Genomic DNA, 17523 nt, shown 5'->3' with positions numbered 1-17523 from the left:
TTTTATGCTATTTCAAAACGGAAAATTGTTTAACGGTCTAATCTTCAATTTATATGCTGAATAAAGGCATAAAATATCTAATAGAAAATAAACTGATTGCGGTACTTATTCTTCTCCTATTAGTAGGATGGGGTATAGTGAACGCACCGTTTAATTGGAATACGGGCATTTTGCCAACTGATCCGGTTGCGGTAGATGCCATTCCGAATATTGGTGAAAACCAACAGATTGTTTTTACTAAATGGGAAGGTCGCTCTCCACAGGATATAGAGGACCAGATTACTTATCCCCTTACCAGTAGCTTATTGGGAATTCCGGGTGTGAGAACTGTACGCAGTTCGTCTATGTTCGGTTTTTCCAGTATCTATATCATTTTTGAGGAGGATGTAGAATTCTATTGGTCCCGCAGTAGAATTCTAGAAAAGCTCAATTCGCTACCAAACGGATTGTTGCCGGAAGGGGTAACTCCAACATTAGGTCCAGATGCTACCGGACTTGGACAGATATTCTGGTATACATTGGAAGGCAGGGACAAAGAAGGCAACGTTACCGGCGGATGGGATTTACAGGAACTACGAAGCATACAGGATTACTATGTAAAATATGGATTGTCGGCTGCAGGCGGGGTTTCCGAAGTGGCCTCTATAGGTGGATTTGTCCAGGAATACCAAGTAGATGTTGACCCGGAGTTGATGCGACAGTATGGAATTGGACTTACAGATGTTGTGAAGGCCGTAAAGCAAAGCAATCAAGATTTAGGAGCTCAAACTTTGGAAATGAACCAGGTCGAATATCTAATTCGGGGACTGGGATATATAAAATCCCTAGAGGATATTGAAAATGCTGTAGTTGCATCCGAAGACTTTACATCCATTCGTATCAAGGACATTGCGAGGGTACATTTAGGACCCGCAAGCCGAAGGGGAATATTGGACAAGGAGGGCGCAGAGGTCGTAGGCGGAGTTGTTGTGGCCAGATATGGCGCAAACCCTTTGGAGGTGATAACCAATGTGAAGGAAAAAATCAAGGAATTGAGTGGCGGACTACCGTCTAAACTTCTAGCTGACGGGCGTACCTCTCAATTGACCATTGTTCCTTTCTATGATCGTACGGAATTGATTCAGGAAACCTTGGGAACTTTAAACGAAGCATTGACCTTAGAAGTGCTCATTACCATTTTGGTGATTATCGTTATGGTTTTTAACTTAAGGGCATCGCTGCTTATATCCGCACTGCTACCCGTGGCCATTCTTATGGTTTTTATTACCATGAAATTATTTCATGTGGATGCCAATATAGTAGCATTGTCCGGTATTGCCATTGCTATAGGAACCATGGTCGATGTTGGGGTCATATTAGCAGAAAATATGATACGGCACTTGGAGGATGAAAAGCTAAGAATTCGGGAAGATGGGAGTCACCTCACAACGAATGAAATCGTCTACAATGCAACTTCGGAAGTTTCGGGAGCTATCCTTACCGCGGTGTTGACGACCATTATAAGTTTTATCCCTGTTTTTACCATGATAGGTGCGGAAGGTAAATTGTTTCGGCCCTTGGCCTTTACCAAAACCATGGCTTTATCCGCTTCTCTGATTATAGCCTTGTTTTTGATTCCTCCCTTTGCTGCATTCCTTTTTAAAAGATCAAAAAGACAATTGCCATTCCGCAAAGTTTGGGACTATGTACTTATAGTTTTAGGGGTTTTGGCCATCATTTTTGGTTTTTGGTTGGGCTTGGCCTTGGTCGCCTTCGGATTCTTGGGATTGTGGTTTGGTTTTAAGGCTACAGAAACTTTCAAATTTTCCATAAATGGATATCAAGTTTCTGTTTCTAAAAAATTAGCTAACATTGGTATTTCCGTTTTGGCTATTGTTATTCTTCTTGCGGAATATTGGAGGCCCTTGGGCTTTGATAGGGGATTGGTCATAAATTTCATTTTCGTCGCAATTATTTGCTTTGGTCTTTTAGGAGTTTTCTCATTATTTAAGAGTTACTACGCCAAAATCTTGCAATGGGCCTTGGAAAACAAAGGGCTGTTTATTTTGATACCGACAACCGTACTGGTTTTGGGTATATGGGTAATGAGAAATACAGGAAAGGAGTTTATGCCGACCCTAAATGAAGGTTCCTTTTTATTGATGCCCACTTCGCTACCGCATGCGGGAGTAGCAGAAAATAAACGAGTTTTACAACAATTGGATATGGCGGTAGCCAATATTCCAGAAATTGAAACAGTTGTAGGAAAAGCGGGAAGGACCGAATCTGCGCTTGACCCAGCTCCACTTTCCATGTACGAAAATATAATTCAGTATAAGTCTGAATTCATGCGAAATTCGAAGGGTGAGCGGCAACGATACAAAGTAAATGAAGATGGTCTCTTCATGTTGAACAATGGTAAGTTTCACATCAATCCAAACCACCTCGATGAGATTAATTCCAATTACGGTGAGGTGGAGCTACAGGAAACGATTACACATGATGAATTAATTCCTGATGGAAACGGAGAATACTTTAGAAATTGGCGACCAGAAGTAAAAAGTCCGGAGGATATTTGGAATGAAATCGTCTCCGCAACGAGATTGCCCGGTGTAACCTCGGCACCTAAACTTCAGCCCATAGAAACTAGGTTGGTCATGTTACAGACCGGTATGCGCGCACCCATGGGCATCAAGGTGAAGGGTCAAGATCTTGAGCAGATAGAAGCGTTTGGTTTACAACTGGAAAATATTCTAAAACAGGCAGAGGGAGTAAAGGAACAGGCTGTATTTGCAGACCGCATTATTGGCAAGCCCTACTTGCTTATCGATATTAAAAGGGAACAGTTGGCACGCTATGGTATTTCTATTATGGATGTTCAGAATATACTTGAAGTCGCAATAGGCGGTATGCCCTTGACGAAAACGGTAGAGGGTAGAGAAAGATATGCAGTTAGGGTCAGGTATCCTAGAGAGCTTAGGGACAACCCTACAGACCTAAAAAACATTTATGTTCCCGTAGAAAATGGAAGTCCGGTACCGCTTGGTGAATTAGTAGACATCCGATATGAAAAAGGACCTCAGGTCATAAAAAGTGAGGATACCTTTTTGGTAGGATATGTGCTGTTTGATAAGCTGGAAGGTTTTGCGGAAGTGGATGTCGTTGAAAACGCCCAGGCTTTGATACAGGAAAAAATTGATAATGATGAGTTAACGGTACCTAGTGGTATAAGCTATAGGTTTACGGGTACTTACGAAAACCAATTAAGGGCGGAAAAGACCTTGTCATTTGTAGTTCCTCTAGCCTTGTTGGTCATTTTTCTAATACTGTACTTTCAATTTAGATCGGTCACTACATCTTTAATGGTGTATACCGGTATTGGCGTAGCCTTTGCAGGTGGATTCATCATGATTTGGCTCTACGGACAGGATTGGTTCTTGAATTTCAGCCTGTTCGGTGAAAACCTTCGGGATTTATTTAACATGAAGACCATCAATTTGAGCGTTGCCGTTTGGGTCGGTTTCATTGCCCTGTTCGGAATTGCAACAGATGATGGGGTGGTCATGGCTACCTACTTGACTCAGACTTTTGATAGGGAAAATCCCGGCAATGTAAAGGAGATTCGCTCAGCAGCCTTAGAAGCGGCCAATAAACGAATTCGGCCTTGTTTAATGACCACGGTCACCACTATTTTGGCTTTGTTGCCCGTCATGACCTCTACTGGCAAGGGAAGCGATATTATGATTCCCATGGCTATACCCATTTTTGGGGGAATGGTTATAGATATAACCTCTTATTTTTTAGTGCCTGTGCTGTACAGTTGGCAAAAAGAATATCAATTAAAACGAGCTAACAAATGAGAACAATACCTGTTATTATATTTCTAATACTGTTCGGATATAACCTGAATGCGCAAAGTCTGGAATCCTATTTGGAAGAGGCAGTAGCAAACAATCCAAAGATACAGGCCTATGAGCTACGTTATCATATTTCCAAGGAAAAAGTGGGGGAAGCTCAGAGTTTGCCCAATACTTCTATTAGTGCCGGTTATTTCGTAAGTGAACCGGAAACCCGCACTGGGGCCCAGCGTACCCGTCTTTCCGTGGCACAGATGCTTCCTTGGTTTGGAACGATTATGGCTAGGGAAAGCTATGCAAGCTCTATTGCGGAAACTGATTATTTGGATTTGGTCATTGCCAAAAGAAAGTTGAGCCTGTCCGTAGCACAATCTTATTATGAATTATTCGCGGTTAAAGCCAAGACACGCGTTTTGGAAGAAAACATTCAATTGTTGGATACCTATGAAAAGTTGGCCCTAACCTCAGTTGAAGTGGGAAAGGCATCAGCAGTCGATATTTTGAAGCTACAGATTCGACAAAACGAATTGCAACAACAAATTGATGTTCTAGAGCAAGAATTTTTAGGGGAAAGAGCTAATTTTAATAACCTAAGAAATCAAAAACAAAACCGCTCCGTAAGTGTGGTTTCGCAATTGGAATTGCCCGAAGGGGATAGTATTTTTTCGGGCGAGCCACTCGAGTTAAACCCTGAACTCTTGAAATATGATCGGTTGTACGAGTCGGTTTCAAAATCGGAACTGTTGAATCAAAAACAGAGTGCCCCGAGTTTTGGGGTGGGGTTGGATTATATTGCAGTTTCCGAGCGACCCAATATGGATTTCAGCGATAATGGCAAGGATATCGTTATGCCCATGGTTTCCCTATCCATTCCCTTGTTCAATACATCCTTTAAATCGGTGTCCAAGCAAAATGAACTACGCCAAAAAGAACTTCAAACTCAAAAACAGCAACGGTTAAACGTTTTGGAAACTACTTTGGCAAGAGCTGTTTCTCAAAGAAACCAGGCCCGTATTGCCTATGAGACCTTAGAAAGGAACCTATTGCGGGCTCAGGACGCAGAGGAAATACTGATTAAAAACTATGAAACGGGAACTATAGATTTTAATGATGTTTTGGACATCCAGGAATTACAGCTAAAATTTCAGGTAAATCAGATAGAAGCTGTGAAGTCTTATTATAAACAAAGTGCAATAATTAATTATTTAATTCAATAACTATGAAAAGAGTAAAAACGCCATTTTTGGCCATTATAGCAATATGCTCACTTGCATGTAAGGACGGGAAGAAAGCCACTACTGAATCTTCAAGTGCTGAGGCTAAAGTAGAAAATCAAACCCAACAAATGGCTGGGGTAACTTTCAAGGATGAATCATCAAGCGCCTTATTTAAGGACTATCAAAAATTAAGGAAAGCCTTGGTAGCGACTGCAAAAGAAAAGGCAAAAATCGCAGCTGAAGAAATGAAAATGAACTTAGGTGAAAATCAGAAAGAAATTAGCTTTTTGACTGAAGAACTTTCACAAGCCGAAGATGTCGAAAAACAACGCGAATTGTTTTCCGAAATATCTCAAAAAGTAGAACCCTTATTTAAAGGAACCATAGAAAGCGGGGAAATGTATAAGCAATTTTGTCCAATGGCCTTCGAAGGAAAAGGAGGGTATTGGATATCGGACGCATCAGAAATAAGGAACCCTTATTTTGGAAATAAAATGTTGACCTGTGGAAAGGTTACCGAAACCATAAAATAGATTAAAATGAGCAGCTTTTTAAAACAATGGGGTGAAGCGGCTTACACGACTACCGGATTTTTCTGGATGGCGCTTTGGGCCTTTATTTTGGGCTATGTCATAAGTAGTATGATACAGATTTTTGTGACTGAAAAGCGAATGCAGAAAACGATGGGGAAAGAGGAGTCCAAAAGTGTACTCTTGGGAACATTCTTTGGTTTGATTAGTAGTTCGTGTAGCTTTGCGGCTTTGGCAAGTGCTAAGTCATTGTTTAAAAAAGGGGCAAGTTTTGTGTCTTCCATTGCTTTTTTATTGGCATCTACGAACTTGGTCATTGAGCTGGGAATTATTATTTCTATTTTCTTGGGATGGCAGTTCGTGGTTGGCGAATATGTTGGTGGGCTATTGTTGATAGGTATTTGTTGGATTCTTATTAGGGTAATCAATCCAAAAAAACTTATTGAGGCTGCACGAAAAAACTTGGATAGTCAGGATGATGGTGGTTCCATGGACGATTCCAAGGATTGGAAAAAACAGATTAAGAAGGAAGATAGTTGGGCGAGGGTCGGTAAAAAATATAAAATGGAATGGCAGATGGTTTGGAAGGATGTGACGGTCGGCTTTACCATAGCGGGCATTGTGGCCGCATTTGTTCCTGATGCTTTTTTTCAGACCTTGTTTATCAATAGTGGTCAAGGCAATACGGATTTTACTTTTTTTGAAATTTTAGAACACATAATCGTTGGACCAGTTGCGGCATTTTTAACGTTTATCGGTTCTATGGGAAATATTCCATTGGCAGCTTTATTGTTTGGAAAGGGGGTAAGTTTTGCCGGGGTAATGGCCTTTATTTTTAGCGATTTAGTAGTATTTCCTGTGCTACGTATTAATGCAAAATATTATGGCTGGAAAATGTCACTCTTTATTCTTTTCTTATTGTTTACGGCGTTAATAGGTACTTCACTGGCATTGCATTATACGTTTGACCTATTTAGTATTTTACCTAATCCTTCTCAAGTAAAAATTCAGGATAGCGAATATTTTAAAATCGATTATACATTCTTTTTAAATCTTGCCTTCTTGGCTATTTCTGGCTATCTCATTTATTTGGGATTTTTCAAGAAAAAAGATGTGGAGCATTCTATGAGCGAAATGGCACCAAAAAGTCCATTACTTGAAAAAGTCTTAAAGTATTTAGCTTTTTTTTGCTATGCTTGGTTAGCAGGTGGATTGGTTGTAAAATTTTTAATACTCTAACTATGAAACACACCTATAACATACACGGAATGACCTGCAATGGATGTCGCAGTCACGTTGAGGAAACGCTCTCTAAAGTAGAAGGTGTTTCAAAAGCAACAGTTCATTTGGAAAATTCTGAAGCTACCATAGAAATGGTTTCACATATTCCCCTTGAAACATTTCAAGAAGCCTTAAGAAAGGATGGTGGCAGCTATAGCATTCATAAACAAGGTGAACGTCATCAGCATTCAGAAGATAAAAAGAAAAAGAAACCAAAAGGAAAAGGCACAGGCACATTTTATTGTCCTATGCATTGCGAAGGCGATAAAACCTATGACGCACCAGGCGATTGTCCTGTCTGCGGAATGGATTTGGTGGAAGAACAAAATCTATCCACGTCAACAGCAGAAAAATGGACGTGTCCGATGCATCCAGAAATTGTGAAAGACGAATCAGGTTCGTGCCCAATTTGTGGGATGGATTTAGTACCAATGCAACCTGACCTTTCAGCAGAAGAAAAGACCTATAAGAAACTATTAAAGAAGTTTTGGATTGCCATAGTACTCACCTTGCCAATTTTCTTAATTGCAATGAGCGAAATGCTCAACAACAATCCGTTATACGAGATAATGGAACAGAAATATTGGAACTGGATTCAGTTTGCTTTATCCATTCCAGTAGTTTTTTATGCCACTTGGATGTTCTTTGAACGTGCTTACAAAAGTATCAAAACGTGGAATCTTAATATGTTTACACTCATTGGTATTGGTGCTGGTGTAGCGTGGGTTTTTAGCGTGATTGGGATGCTATTTCCAGATATGTTTCCTGAACAATTTAAAACCGAATCAGGTGCAGTACACGTTTATTTTGAATCGGCAACGGTCATTTTGACACTAGTCCTCATGGGGCAGGTTTTGGAAGCTCGCGCCCATAGCAAAACCAATTCAGCCGTAAAAGAATTATTGAAGTTAGCACCTAATAAAGCTATAAAAATAGTAGATGGACAGGAAAAGCAGGTAGCCATCGACACCATTGAAATCAATGATATCCTTAAGGTGAAACCTGGGGAGAAGATTCCGGTGGATGGTACGATAACCGAAGGAGGGACCTCTGTGGACGAATCCATGATAACAGGGGAGCCACTTCCTGTACAAAAATCAGTGAGCGATAAAGTGAGCAGTGGTACTATAAACGGTAACCAATCGTTTTTAATGAGGGCAGATAAAGTGGGTTCGGATACTCTACTCTCACAAATTATTAGCATGGTTAATGATGCAAGTAGAAGTCGTGCCCCAATTCAAAATCTAGCAGATAAAATATCAGGTTATTTTGTACCTGTTGTAGTCATTATCTCTTTAATAACCTTTACAGTTTGGGTCATTTGGGGCCCAGAACCCGTTTATGTGTATGCGTTGGTCAATGCAATTGCGGTATTAATCATTGCGTGTCCGTGTGCATTAGGTTTGGCAACACCAATGTCCGTAATGGTTGGTGTGGGTAAAGGTGCTCAAAATGGCGTGCTGATTAAAAATGCGGAAGCACTTGAAAGAATGAATAAGGTAAATACCTTAATAATAGATAAAACGGGAACCATTACAGAAGGGAAACCAACCTTAGAAACGATAGGTGTTTTTGGAGATACCTTAAATGAAAAAGAGGTGCTTCAATACATCGTTTCATTGAACACCAATAGCGAACATCCTTTAGCAGAAGCTACTGTAAAATATGGGAAAGAACAGAATACGGAACTATTAAAATCTGAAGATTTTTGTGCAATCACAGGCAAAGGTGTTCAAGCCAAAATAGGGGATAAAAATGTAGCATTGGGTAATCCTAAAATGATGGAATATGCGAAAGCAGACATTACATCTGAAATGAAAGAAAAAGCTAAAACTTACCAAAAGCAAGGTAAAACAGTTTCATTTTTAGTAATAGATGAAAATGTAGTTGGTTATGTTGTTATTGGTGATAAGATAAAAGAAACAAGTGCCAAAGCTATTAAAGAGCTCCAGGATAAAGGCATTGATGTTATTATGCTTACAGGTGATAATCACGATACAGCGCAAGCGGTAGCATCAGAATTAAAACTGGCAGATTTTAAAGCCAGTATGTTACCAGAGAACAAACTAAAGGAAGTAGAAAAATTACAAGAAAATGGTAAAGTAGTTGCTATGGCAGGTGATGGTGTCAATGATGCACCAGCATTGGCTAAAAGCGATGTTGGTATAGCTATGGGAACAGGAACTGATGTTGCTATTGAAAGCGCGATGATTACGCTTGTAAAAGGTGATTTACACGGCATTGTAAAAGCTCGCAATTTAAGTGAGTCAGTTATGAAAAACATCAAGCAAAATTTATTTTTTGCACTTATCTACAACACTCTAGGTGTGCCTATTGCAGCAGGTGTATTGTTCCCATTCTTCGGAATATTACTCTCGCCCATGATTGCCGCTTTGGCCATGAGTTTTAGTTCTGTTTCGGTAATAGGTAATGCATTACGGTTAAGAGCAATTAAAGTGTAGCTAAAAAATCAAAATTATGGAAAATTCAAAGGAACACTCAAGCAAAGGAAATTACAAAACCTTCTTTATAATGTTGGCTTGCTCATTTGTAGCAATGTATATAACTATGTATCTGAACACTTATTCCATGGACCACGTATGGTTTAGCTTAACACGATTTTATATGACGTGCTTAGGGGTTTCATCAATGGCAGTCATCATGTGGTTTTTTATGCGCAAAATGTATAACGACAAAAAGAAGAATAGTGCCATACTTGCAGGTAGCTTTATCCTGTTTGTGGGGGCATTAGGATTGGTAAGAACACAAGCACCAATAATTGGTGATGTTCTTTGGATGAAAGCCATGATACCGCATCATTCTATAGCTATTTTAACAAGTGAAAGAGCAGATATTCAAGACCCAGAAGTAAAAAAATTAGCAGAAGATATCATTAAAGCACAACGTAAAGAAATTGAAGAAATGAAAGCAATGATAAAACGATTAGAGTATGAAAAATAATAAAATTTTTATATACATAGGAATACTCGCAGTAGGTGTGTTGTTGGGTTGGTGGGTTTTTGGTGGCTCATCAAATGAAGGAACAGACCATAATCACGATGCGGTTACAGAAACCGATCAAATGTGGACCTGCTCTATGCATCCACAAATTATACAGTCTGAACCGGGAGATTGTCCTATTTGTGGGATGGATTTGATATTTGTTGATACAGAAAGTGAGGGATTGGCAATAAATGAAATTAGGATGACCAAAAATGCGATAGCTTTAGCCAATATAGCTACTACGATAATTGGTGACGAATCGACGATTACAAATGGTAGAATAACATTATCCGGGCGTATTACAATCAATGAGGAGTCTGAGGCCGTACAGTCAAGTTATTTTGATGGTCGTTTGGAACGTTTGAATGTATCATTCGAAGGAGAACAAGTAGAGAAGGGGCAGCTCTTGGCAACTATTTACGCTCCAGACTTGGTTGCTGCGCAGCAAGAGTTGATAAGTTCATTGTCGCTTAAGGAATCTCAACCAGCTTTATATAAAGCAGTCAGAAACAAATTGAAGCTATGGAAACTTTCCGAAAACCAAATCAATACCATTGAGAAAACAGGGAAGGTTAAGGAGTACTTTCCCATATACGCAACAGTTTCTGGAACTGTTTCTGAAAAAATGATTTCTGAAGGGGATTATGTCAAACAAGGTGAGCCGCTCTTAAAATTGATGGACCTTAATTCGGTTTGGGTGGAGTTTGATGTATATGAGAATCAAATTGCTTCATTGGAAAAAGGTGACAAAATAACATTGACCACAAATGCGTATTCAAATACGTCGTTTGAGGCTACAATTATTTTTATCGATCCAATTTTAAATGAAAGAACCCGTACAGTGGCAGTACGTGCCACTTTAAATAATAGGGATGGGGTTTTTAAACCGGGAATGTTCGTTAAAGGACATATAGAAAGTTCAAAGGAAACGGGGGATGATTTTTCTAATTCACTTATGGTTCCGGCTACGGCGGTAATGTGGACCGGTGAACGTTCTGTTGTTTATCTAAAAGTGAACAAGGATAAGCCCATTTATAGGATGAGGGAAGTTGAGTTGGGAGATAGGAACGGGGATATGTTTGTGGTGAATTCAGGTCTTCAAACAGGGGATGAAGTTGTGACCAAGGGAACTTTTACCGTGGATGCGGCAGCACAGCTACAAGGTAAAAAATCCATGATGACTCAAAATCAAGAAAAGGAAGTTACATCTAGTGGGATTGGCAATATGAAATTGGTATTTCCAGATTCTTTTAAAATGGGATTTAAATCGGTCTTACCATCTTATTTCAATATTAAGAATGCTCTAGTGCTTGGAAATGCAACCGAGGTGTCTGAATATTCTAAAAACCTATTGGAAAGCCTTGTTTCTATTAATGAATCCGACCTCAATAACATGGGGAAATTACATTTTTCAAGACTTGAGGAACTGTTAGGCAAGGTAGCGAGTAGTGAAGATTTGAAATATCAAAGGGATATTTTTATTGAACTAAATGAGAATATGGTTCCGATAGTCATGAATATAGGAGGAATGGAAAACCCGGTCTATATTCAAAAATGCCCAATGGCCAATAACAATAAAGGCGCATTTTGGATCAGTTCAGAAAAAGAGATTAGAAACCCCTATTATGGAGAACAGATGATGACATGTGGAAGCATAATAGATACTATAAATTAAGATTGAATTTTAAAATAATTAACTTCATTATTCACTGTACTTGAAGCGTGAATTCTAATTATATATTAAGGAAGTACGTAGTGCCTGATTGTTTGTATATCCTAACAAGTGCATAAAGTTACCTTTAGAAGTATTTCTTAAAATTTTAATTTTTACGATGTGGGCTCATTGTAAATTATTTATTCTTCATTGTATGCCATATTTCTCAATAACACTTGAGCTAACAATTCTCATTTTAATTCAATAATCTCTATTACTGATCTGCAAGTAGTTTTATTTGTATAGTTAATGTTTTTTCAATTATTGCGAATAATTGTTAAAAAATTACTAAATTTGAAGAAATATTCAATGAAAGTTGGTTTTAATTACACACTTAATAATTATGGGAGAGTATGAAGATGAAGAGGATTTTAAACCTTAAAAACCTTAAAATTCATGAATTTGAGAGTTTTTGTCTTATGAACAATATGATGGTTTAATTTCGTTAAGGTAGTTTTAAGAAAAATTTAAAATATTAACATAATTTTTTATTGGCCTCGGATAAACTCAAATCTAGAAGGTCAGGTACTTAAAGTAATTCATTTTAACTAACAACAATCAATATTAACTTAAACCTAAATTTTTTATGAAGAGTACAATGTTAAAGGGGCTTTTGCTATTCGGGGCATTTTTATGTTTCGGTCTGGTGGAAGCACAAACAGTAACGGGGATCGTTTCAGACCAAGCGGGTCCCTTGCCAGGTGCCAGTGTTCTGATAAAGGGCACAACCAATGGTACCCAAACGGATTTTGATGGAAATTATACACTGGATAATGTAGACGGTAATGCTGTCTTGGTGTTCAGTTACATCGGATTTAAAACGGTAGAAATCCCAGTTGAGGGTCGGTCTACTATTAATGTGACCATGGAGGAAGACGCTGCCGCTTTGGATGAAGTAGTAGTTACAGGTTATGGTTCTCAGTCCAAAAGGGATGTTACAGGTTCAGTATCCACGGTGGATGTAGAACAATTAACAGCAGTGCCAGCAACGACGTTTGCCCAGCAATTACAAGGTAGGGCCGCAGGTATTGGAATTGTAAGTGATGCAACACCTGGTGGTGAGGCCAAGGTGCGTATTCGTGGTTACGGTACTATTGGTAACAATGATCCACTTTATATTATAGATGGAGTTCCCTCTAGATCCCAGGCTAACCTAAACCCTGGTGATATAGAATCATTGCAAGTTTTGAAGGATGCATCTGCTGCTTCCATATATGGATCTCGTGCAGCAAATGGTGTAATTATCATTACTACTAAAAAAGGAAAGCTAGGAAAACCGGTAATTAGTTATGAGACGTATTACGGTATACAATCAGCTGCAGAAGATGTGGAAGCATTAAACGCCGAGGAACTGGGAGAATATTTATATTTAGCGGATTTGTATGCGGGCAAAACACCTAGTCATGGGCAATACACATTTGGTCCAAACGGGGAGGTTACCATTCCAGATTATGTCTTTCCAAGTGCTGCAAATGAAGGGGATGCGGGTACAGATCCAAGTCTCTATGCCTTGGAGCCAGGAAATATTTATGCAATTACACGTTCTGCAGATACCAATTGGTGGGAGGAGTCGATACGGTCAGCTCCTATTTTGAATCATCAAATTAGTGCATCAGGTGCTACGGAAAGTGCCCGGTATGCATTTACATTAAGTTATTTTGAACAAGATGCCATTACAAAGTTTGTTGGTTATAACAGAACTTCTATTAGGGCCAATACAGAGTTCAGGGCATTAAACAATAAATTGACCATAGGCGAAAATCTTACGGTTAGTTTGGATAACAGAAAAGGAGGGTTCTCCAATGATGATGAACAAAATACGGTTTCTGGTGCCTATAAGCATCATCCATTATTGCCTATTTATGATATTGCAGGAAACTTTGCGGGTAGTAGAGGTGCAAACTTGGGTAATAACTTTAACCCCGTTGCAATCTTGACAAGAGATCAGGATGATAGAAGGTATAGGACTAGATTACTGGGTAATGTATATGCCTCTTACGATATCTTACCGGAATTGGAATTAAAAACAAGTTTTGGTGTTGATGCCGAAAATGAAAGGGGTATTGATCTTCGTAGACCACAACCGGAATATGTAGAGGGTAACTTTATAAATGGGTCTACCTCTAGTAATAGGTATGAATATAACTGGCAATGGAATACCGTACTTACTTTTAGTAAAACATTTAATGAAGTTCACAATGTAGATGCTTTCGTAGGTGTTGAAGGAATACAAGCTTTTGGGGAGTTTTTCAATGCAGGTCGAAATCAATTCGCTTTTGAGACTACCGATATTTTAAGATATCTTAGGTTGGGTGATGCTACCACATCTTTTAATGATGGAGCAGCTTATATCGACTATACGTTATTTTCTCAGTTTGGTAAATTTAATTATGATTATAATGGCAAATATTTAGCACAGTTGATTTTAAGGAACGACTCCTCTTCAAGATTCCAATCGGCATCGAGAAGTGCCTTTTTCCCAGCATTTAGTTTGGGTTGGAGGGTTTCAGATGAGAGCTTTATGGATAATGTGGAATGGATAGATGAGTTAAAGTTACGCTATGGTTGGGGTAAAACAGGAAACCAAGAAATTGGGGACTATAACGCCTATACAACGTATCGTTCGAACATATTCAATGCTGGATATCCAATTGATGGCTCAACAAGCGCACCGGCTATTGGTTTCGATGCTGCAGGCTTCGGAAACCCGAATGCAAAATGGGAAACCACAACCTCCAACAACTTTGGTGTTGACTTAACCATGTTTGCCAGTCGATTAAATGTAAACCTGGATATTTGGGATAGGGTAACATCTGATATGTTGTTTAGATCACCAATTGCCTATAGTGCGGGTGATGCAAACGCTCCGTTTTTCAATGTTGGTCAAATGACAAACAAAGGGGTGGATTTGGCTATTAACTGGAATGAAAATAAAGGAGACTGGGGCTATGGAATTGGAATCAATTTCTCTCAATATACCAACGAGGTCAATAGGTTAAGTGAAAGTGATGATACCCGATTGTTTGGAGATGCTTCTCGTGTACCATCCTTAACCGTAACTCAGGCAGGGAGTCCTATTTCTTCATTCTATGGATTTGTAACCGACGGAATATTTCAATCTCAGGCAGAGGCGGATGCGTGGCCAGAATATGGTGACTACAATGCTCCTGGTAAGTTAAAGGTGGTAGATATCAACGGAGATGGAGAAATTAATGACGATGATAGAACTATTATAGGAAGTCCTCATCCGGACTTTACCTATGGTATCAATTTAGATTTTAACTATAAAAACTTGGCCTTGAATATCTTTGGTAATGGATTCCAAGGTAACGATGTTTATAATTACGTTCGCTATTTTGCCGACTTTAACACCTTCCAAGGTAACAGGTCTACAAGAGCTTTATATGATGCTTGGCAACCATCGAACCCAACAGCTCCCCGTAGTGAGTGGGTTGCGGCAAATCCTAATGCAACAGTTCCTATTATGGATGCTAATGATCAGGTAAGTAGCCGTCCTTCTTCATATTTCATTGAAGATGGTAGTTATTTTAGGTTAAAGAATGTTCAATTGACCTATAACTTCCCACAAGATTTAATGGATGGCGTTGGTATTTCTAGAGCTCAAATTTATATACAAGGGCAGAACTTAGCAACTTGGACAAAATATTCAGGACTAAACCCTGAAATCAATTCTCCAAGAAGTGATGCGACTTTAGGATTCGATGGTGGGTTTATGCCCGTATCCAAAACCTATACTTTAGGGTTAAGAGTAAGTTTTGATTAATTAAAAAATAGGATTGTGAAAACTTTCAAAACACATAAATTATAAAAAATGAAAAAGATAAAATTAATTTTCACAGCACTAACAGGTCTTCTCGTCCTAGTTACGGGCTGTAGCGATGAATTTCTAACCAGGGAACCGGAAGGGCAATTTGGACAACCTAGTCTTTTAACACCGGATGGTGTTGAAGGTATCCTTTTGGGAGCCTATGCCATGATCGACGGTTCCGGTGTTGACGGATCAAATGATTGGAATGTAACAGTAGAGAATTGGGCGTTTAATATTGCTTCAGACGATGCCTTAAAAGGCACGGATGCAGGAGACCAACCCGAGCAATCATTTATAGAAGCCTACGATTTTCAGGCATTTAATGGTCACATCACCAATAGATGGAGGTCTCTATATAAAGGGATAGCTAGAACAAATGATGCTATTGTTTCTGCCAGGACTGTAGAAGGCTTGGATGATGCAAGAAGGGAGCAGATTATTGCCGAGGCTACATTTTTAAGGGGTGTTTTTCATATGGAAGCCCGCAAGATGTGGAGAATGCCAAAATATGTCGGTGATGAGAATTTTGATATTAATGACGTTAACAGTACGCTTGTTCCAAATGATCGTGAGATTTGGCCTTTAATTGAAGCCGATTTAGAGGCTGCAGCTGCTGTTTTACCTGCATCCCAATCGGATATAGGTAGACCGACAAGTTGGGCCGCTAAGGCATTCCTGGCGAAAGCAAAGGTGTACCAAGGTTGGAACGACGATGGTTCTGCAAATGTTTCCAAATTACAGGAGGCAAAACCAATATTGGAAGACATTATAGATAATGGACCTTTTAGTTTAGCCCCTAGCTTTGAAGATAATTTCTTAGTGTCTACGCGTAACAACTCAGAATCTATATTTGAAATTCAATATGCTATTAGTAGTGCGGCCGACCAAGCCTCCTCTAGAGGAATGGGGCTAGCACATCCATATACCGATCCATGGGGATGCTGTGGCTTTTATCAAGTTTCACAGAATTTGGTAAATGCGTATCAAACAGAGAACGGACTTCCGTTACTGGATAACTTTAACGACACTAATGTGTCCCCTGATACCAATGCCGATGGTTCTTCTGTAGTAACGGCTCGATTGGATCCAAGAATTGACCATACCTTAGGTAGACCTGGTATTCTTTATAAAGGTTTTAAAATTTATCAGACCGATTTTGTTCGGGATTTGTCCTACGCAGGTCCTTACTTCTCTAAGAAGCATGTTGCGGAACCTGAAGGTTTCGGAATTGGAGGATGGGGTAACCTAACGGCTAATAATTACCGCTACATGAGATTAGGTATGATAATTTTATGGTTAGCCGAAGTTGAAGTTGAACTTGGAAATTTGGAGGAAGCTAGAGCACTGGTAAATCAGATCAGGACTAGAGCGGCAAATCCAGATGGTTTTGTGCCCAATGCCATACAGGGTGAAAATAGAAATGACTTTACCGTAGAGGAAGGGGTGCCGGCTGCAAATTATGATATCGCTACTTACGATACCCCTTGGACTGATGCTGCAGTGGCGCGTAAAGCGGTTCGTTTTGAAACGAGATTGGAATTTGCCATGGAAGGTCACCGATATTGGGACTTGGTAAGATGGGGTATAGCGGCGGAAACGTTAAATGCCTACATTGCTAGTGAATCTCAATTCAGAACGTATTTGAATGGTAGATCTTTCACAGAAGGTAGAAATGAATATTTCCCGATACCTTCGCAGGCAATTGACCGATCTTTCCTTGAAGGTACGGCAACCTTAACTCAAGATCCTGCTTACTAATTAATTAGTATTTAGATGAATTATATAAGGCTTGGGGTTTTTAAAAACCCCAAGCCTTTTTATTTGAATGAAGATTTGGAAAAGTGCAATAAAAACTTAAAGGAAATCTTGAGAATGGATTTGTCTCGTTATGATGGTTCTTTTATGGAGCGATTTAATAGTTGTTTATTTAATATACTTCAAAGAGAGACAACGTAGCTTAAAAGTGGAACTATTAATTTTAAAAATTTTGGATAATAGAATAATTAATTATTAATGAGGCGTTTATCTTATGGATTGACAAGTTCTGTATCCTTTGAAATAACCATGGTTACAGTTTGTAAAATTCATGAATTTTAAGGGTAAAATATTTTTA

The 17523-nt window shown here is 39.1% G+C and carries 9 protein-coding genes; all 9 read left to right on the top strand.

Annotated elements, in window-relative coordinates:
- The first annotated feature begins 53 nt into the window (after window positions 1-53).
- The 9 genes from PP182_RS01845 to PP182_RS01805 all read left to right on the top strand — a co-directional run bounded on the left by PP182_RS01845 (window position 54) and on the right by PP182_RS01805 (window position 17168).
- A complete protein-coding gene (locus PP182_RS01845) occupies window positions 54-3839 on the top strand; it encodes an efflux RND transporter permease subunit (RefSeq protein WP_272649623.1) in 3786 nt (1261 codons plus the stop codon).
- The gene (locus tag PP182_RS01840; protein WP_272649622.1) at window positions 3836-5053 is read left to right on the top strand and encodes a TolC family protein; all 1218 of its coding nucleotides are present in this window, start codon (window positions 3836-3838) and stop codon (window positions 5051-5053) included. The genes PP182_RS01845 and PP182_RS01840 overlap by 4 nt, the downstream gene beginning before the upstream one ends.
- 2 nt (window positions 5054-5055) lie before the next feature.
- The gene (locus PP182_RS01835; protein WP_272649621.1) at window positions 5056-5586 is read left to right on the top strand and encodes a DUF3347 domain-containing protein; all 531 of its coding nucleotides are present in this window, start codon (window positions 5056-5058) and stop codon (window positions 5584-5586) included.
- 6 nt (window positions 5587-5592) lie between these two features.
- On the top strand, window positions 5593-6822 hold the full coding sequence (locus PP182_RS01830; protein ID WP_272649620.1) for a permease: 1230 nt from the start codon (window positions 5593-5595) through the stop codon (window positions 6820-6822).
- 2 nt (window positions 6823-6824) lie between these two features.
- A complete protein-coding gene (locus tag PP182_RS01825; RefSeq protein WP_272649619.1) occupies window positions 6825-9326 on the top strand; it encodes a heavy metal translocating P-type ATPase in 2502 nt (833 codons plus the stop codon).
- A 16-nt stretch (window positions 9327-9342) separates the two neighbouring features.
- A complete protein-coding gene (locus PP182_RS01820; RefSeq protein ID WP_272649618.1) occupies window positions 9343-9825 on the top strand; it encodes a DUF305 domain-containing protein in 483 nt (160 codons plus the stop codon).
- Window positions 9815-11542: an efflux RND transporter periplasmic adaptor subunit gene (locus PP182_RS01815; RefSeq protein WP_272649617.1), complete on the top strand. Its 1728-nt coding sequence runs from the start codon at window positions 9815-9817 to the stop codon at window positions 11540-11542. The genes PP182_RS01820 and PP182_RS01815 overlap by 11 nt, the downstream gene beginning before the upstream one ends.
- A gap of 625 nt (window positions 11543-12167) precedes the next feature.
- Window positions 12168-15365 carry a SusC/RagA family TonB-linked outer membrane protein gene (locus PP182_RS01810; RefSeq protein ID WP_272649616.1) on the top strand — a complete coding sequence of 1066 codons (3198 nt, stop codon included), beginning with the start codon at window positions 12168-12170 and terminating at the stop codon, window positions 15363-15365.
- A 48-nt stretch (window positions 15366-15413) separates the two neighbouring features.
- The gene (locus PP182_RS01805) at window positions 15414-17168 is read left to right on the top strand and encodes a RagB/SusD family nutrient uptake outer membrane protein (RefSeq protein WP_272649615.1); all 1755 of its coding nucleotides are present in this window, start codon (window positions 15414-15416) and stop codon (window positions 17166-17168) included.
- Window positions 17169-17523 lie beyond the last annotated feature (355 nt).

It is taken from the genome of Maribacter sp. PR1 (assembly GCF_028464145.1).
In the GTDB taxonomy this organism is placed as follows: Bacteria; Bacteroidota; Bacteroidia; order Flavobacteriales; family Flavobacteriaceae; genus Maribacter.
The sequence above is the reverse complement of the archived record's forward strand: the minus strand, read 5'-3'. Positions and strand labels throughout refer to the sequence as shown.

What these genes read in the sequence shown, in the direction of transcription:
- PP182_RS01845 (WP_272649623.1), top strand. Translation starts at nt 54, where the DNA reads ATGCTGAATAAAGGCATAAAATATCTAATAGAAAATAAACTGATTGCG.
- PP182_RS01840 (WP_272649622.1), top strand. Translation starts at nt 3,836, where the DNA reads ATGAGAACAATACCTGTTATTATATTTCTAATACTGTTCGGATATAAC.
- PP182_RS01835 (WP_272649621.1), top strand. Translation starts at nt 5,056, where the DNA reads ATGAAAAGAGTAAAAACGCCATTTTTGGCCATTATAGCAATATGCTCA.
- PP182_RS01830 (WP_272649620.1), top strand. Translation starts at nt 5,593, where the DNA reads ATGAGCAGCTTTTTAAAACAATGGGGTGAAGCGGCTTACACGACTACC.
- PP182_RS01825 (WP_272649619.1), top strand. Translation starts at nt 6,825, where the DNA reads ATGAAACACACCTATAACATACACGGAATGACCTGCAATGGATGTCGC.
- PP182_RS01820 (WP_272649618.1), top strand. Translation starts at nt 9,343, where the DNA reads ATGGAAAATTCAAAGGAACACTCAAGCAAAGGAAATTACAAAACCTTC.
- PP182_RS01815 (WP_272649617.1), top strand. Translation starts at nt 9,815, where the DNA reads ATGAAAAATAATAAAATTTTTATATACATAGGAATACTCGCAGTAGGT.
- PP182_RS01810 (WP_272649616.1), top strand. Translation starts at nt 12,168, where the DNA reads ATGAAGAGTACAATGTTAAAGGGGCTTTTGCTATTCGGGGCATTTTTA.
- PP182_RS01805 (WP_272649615.1), top strand. Translation starts at nt 15,414, where the DNA reads ATGAAAAAGATAAAATTAATTTTCACAGCACTAACAGGTCTTCTCGTC.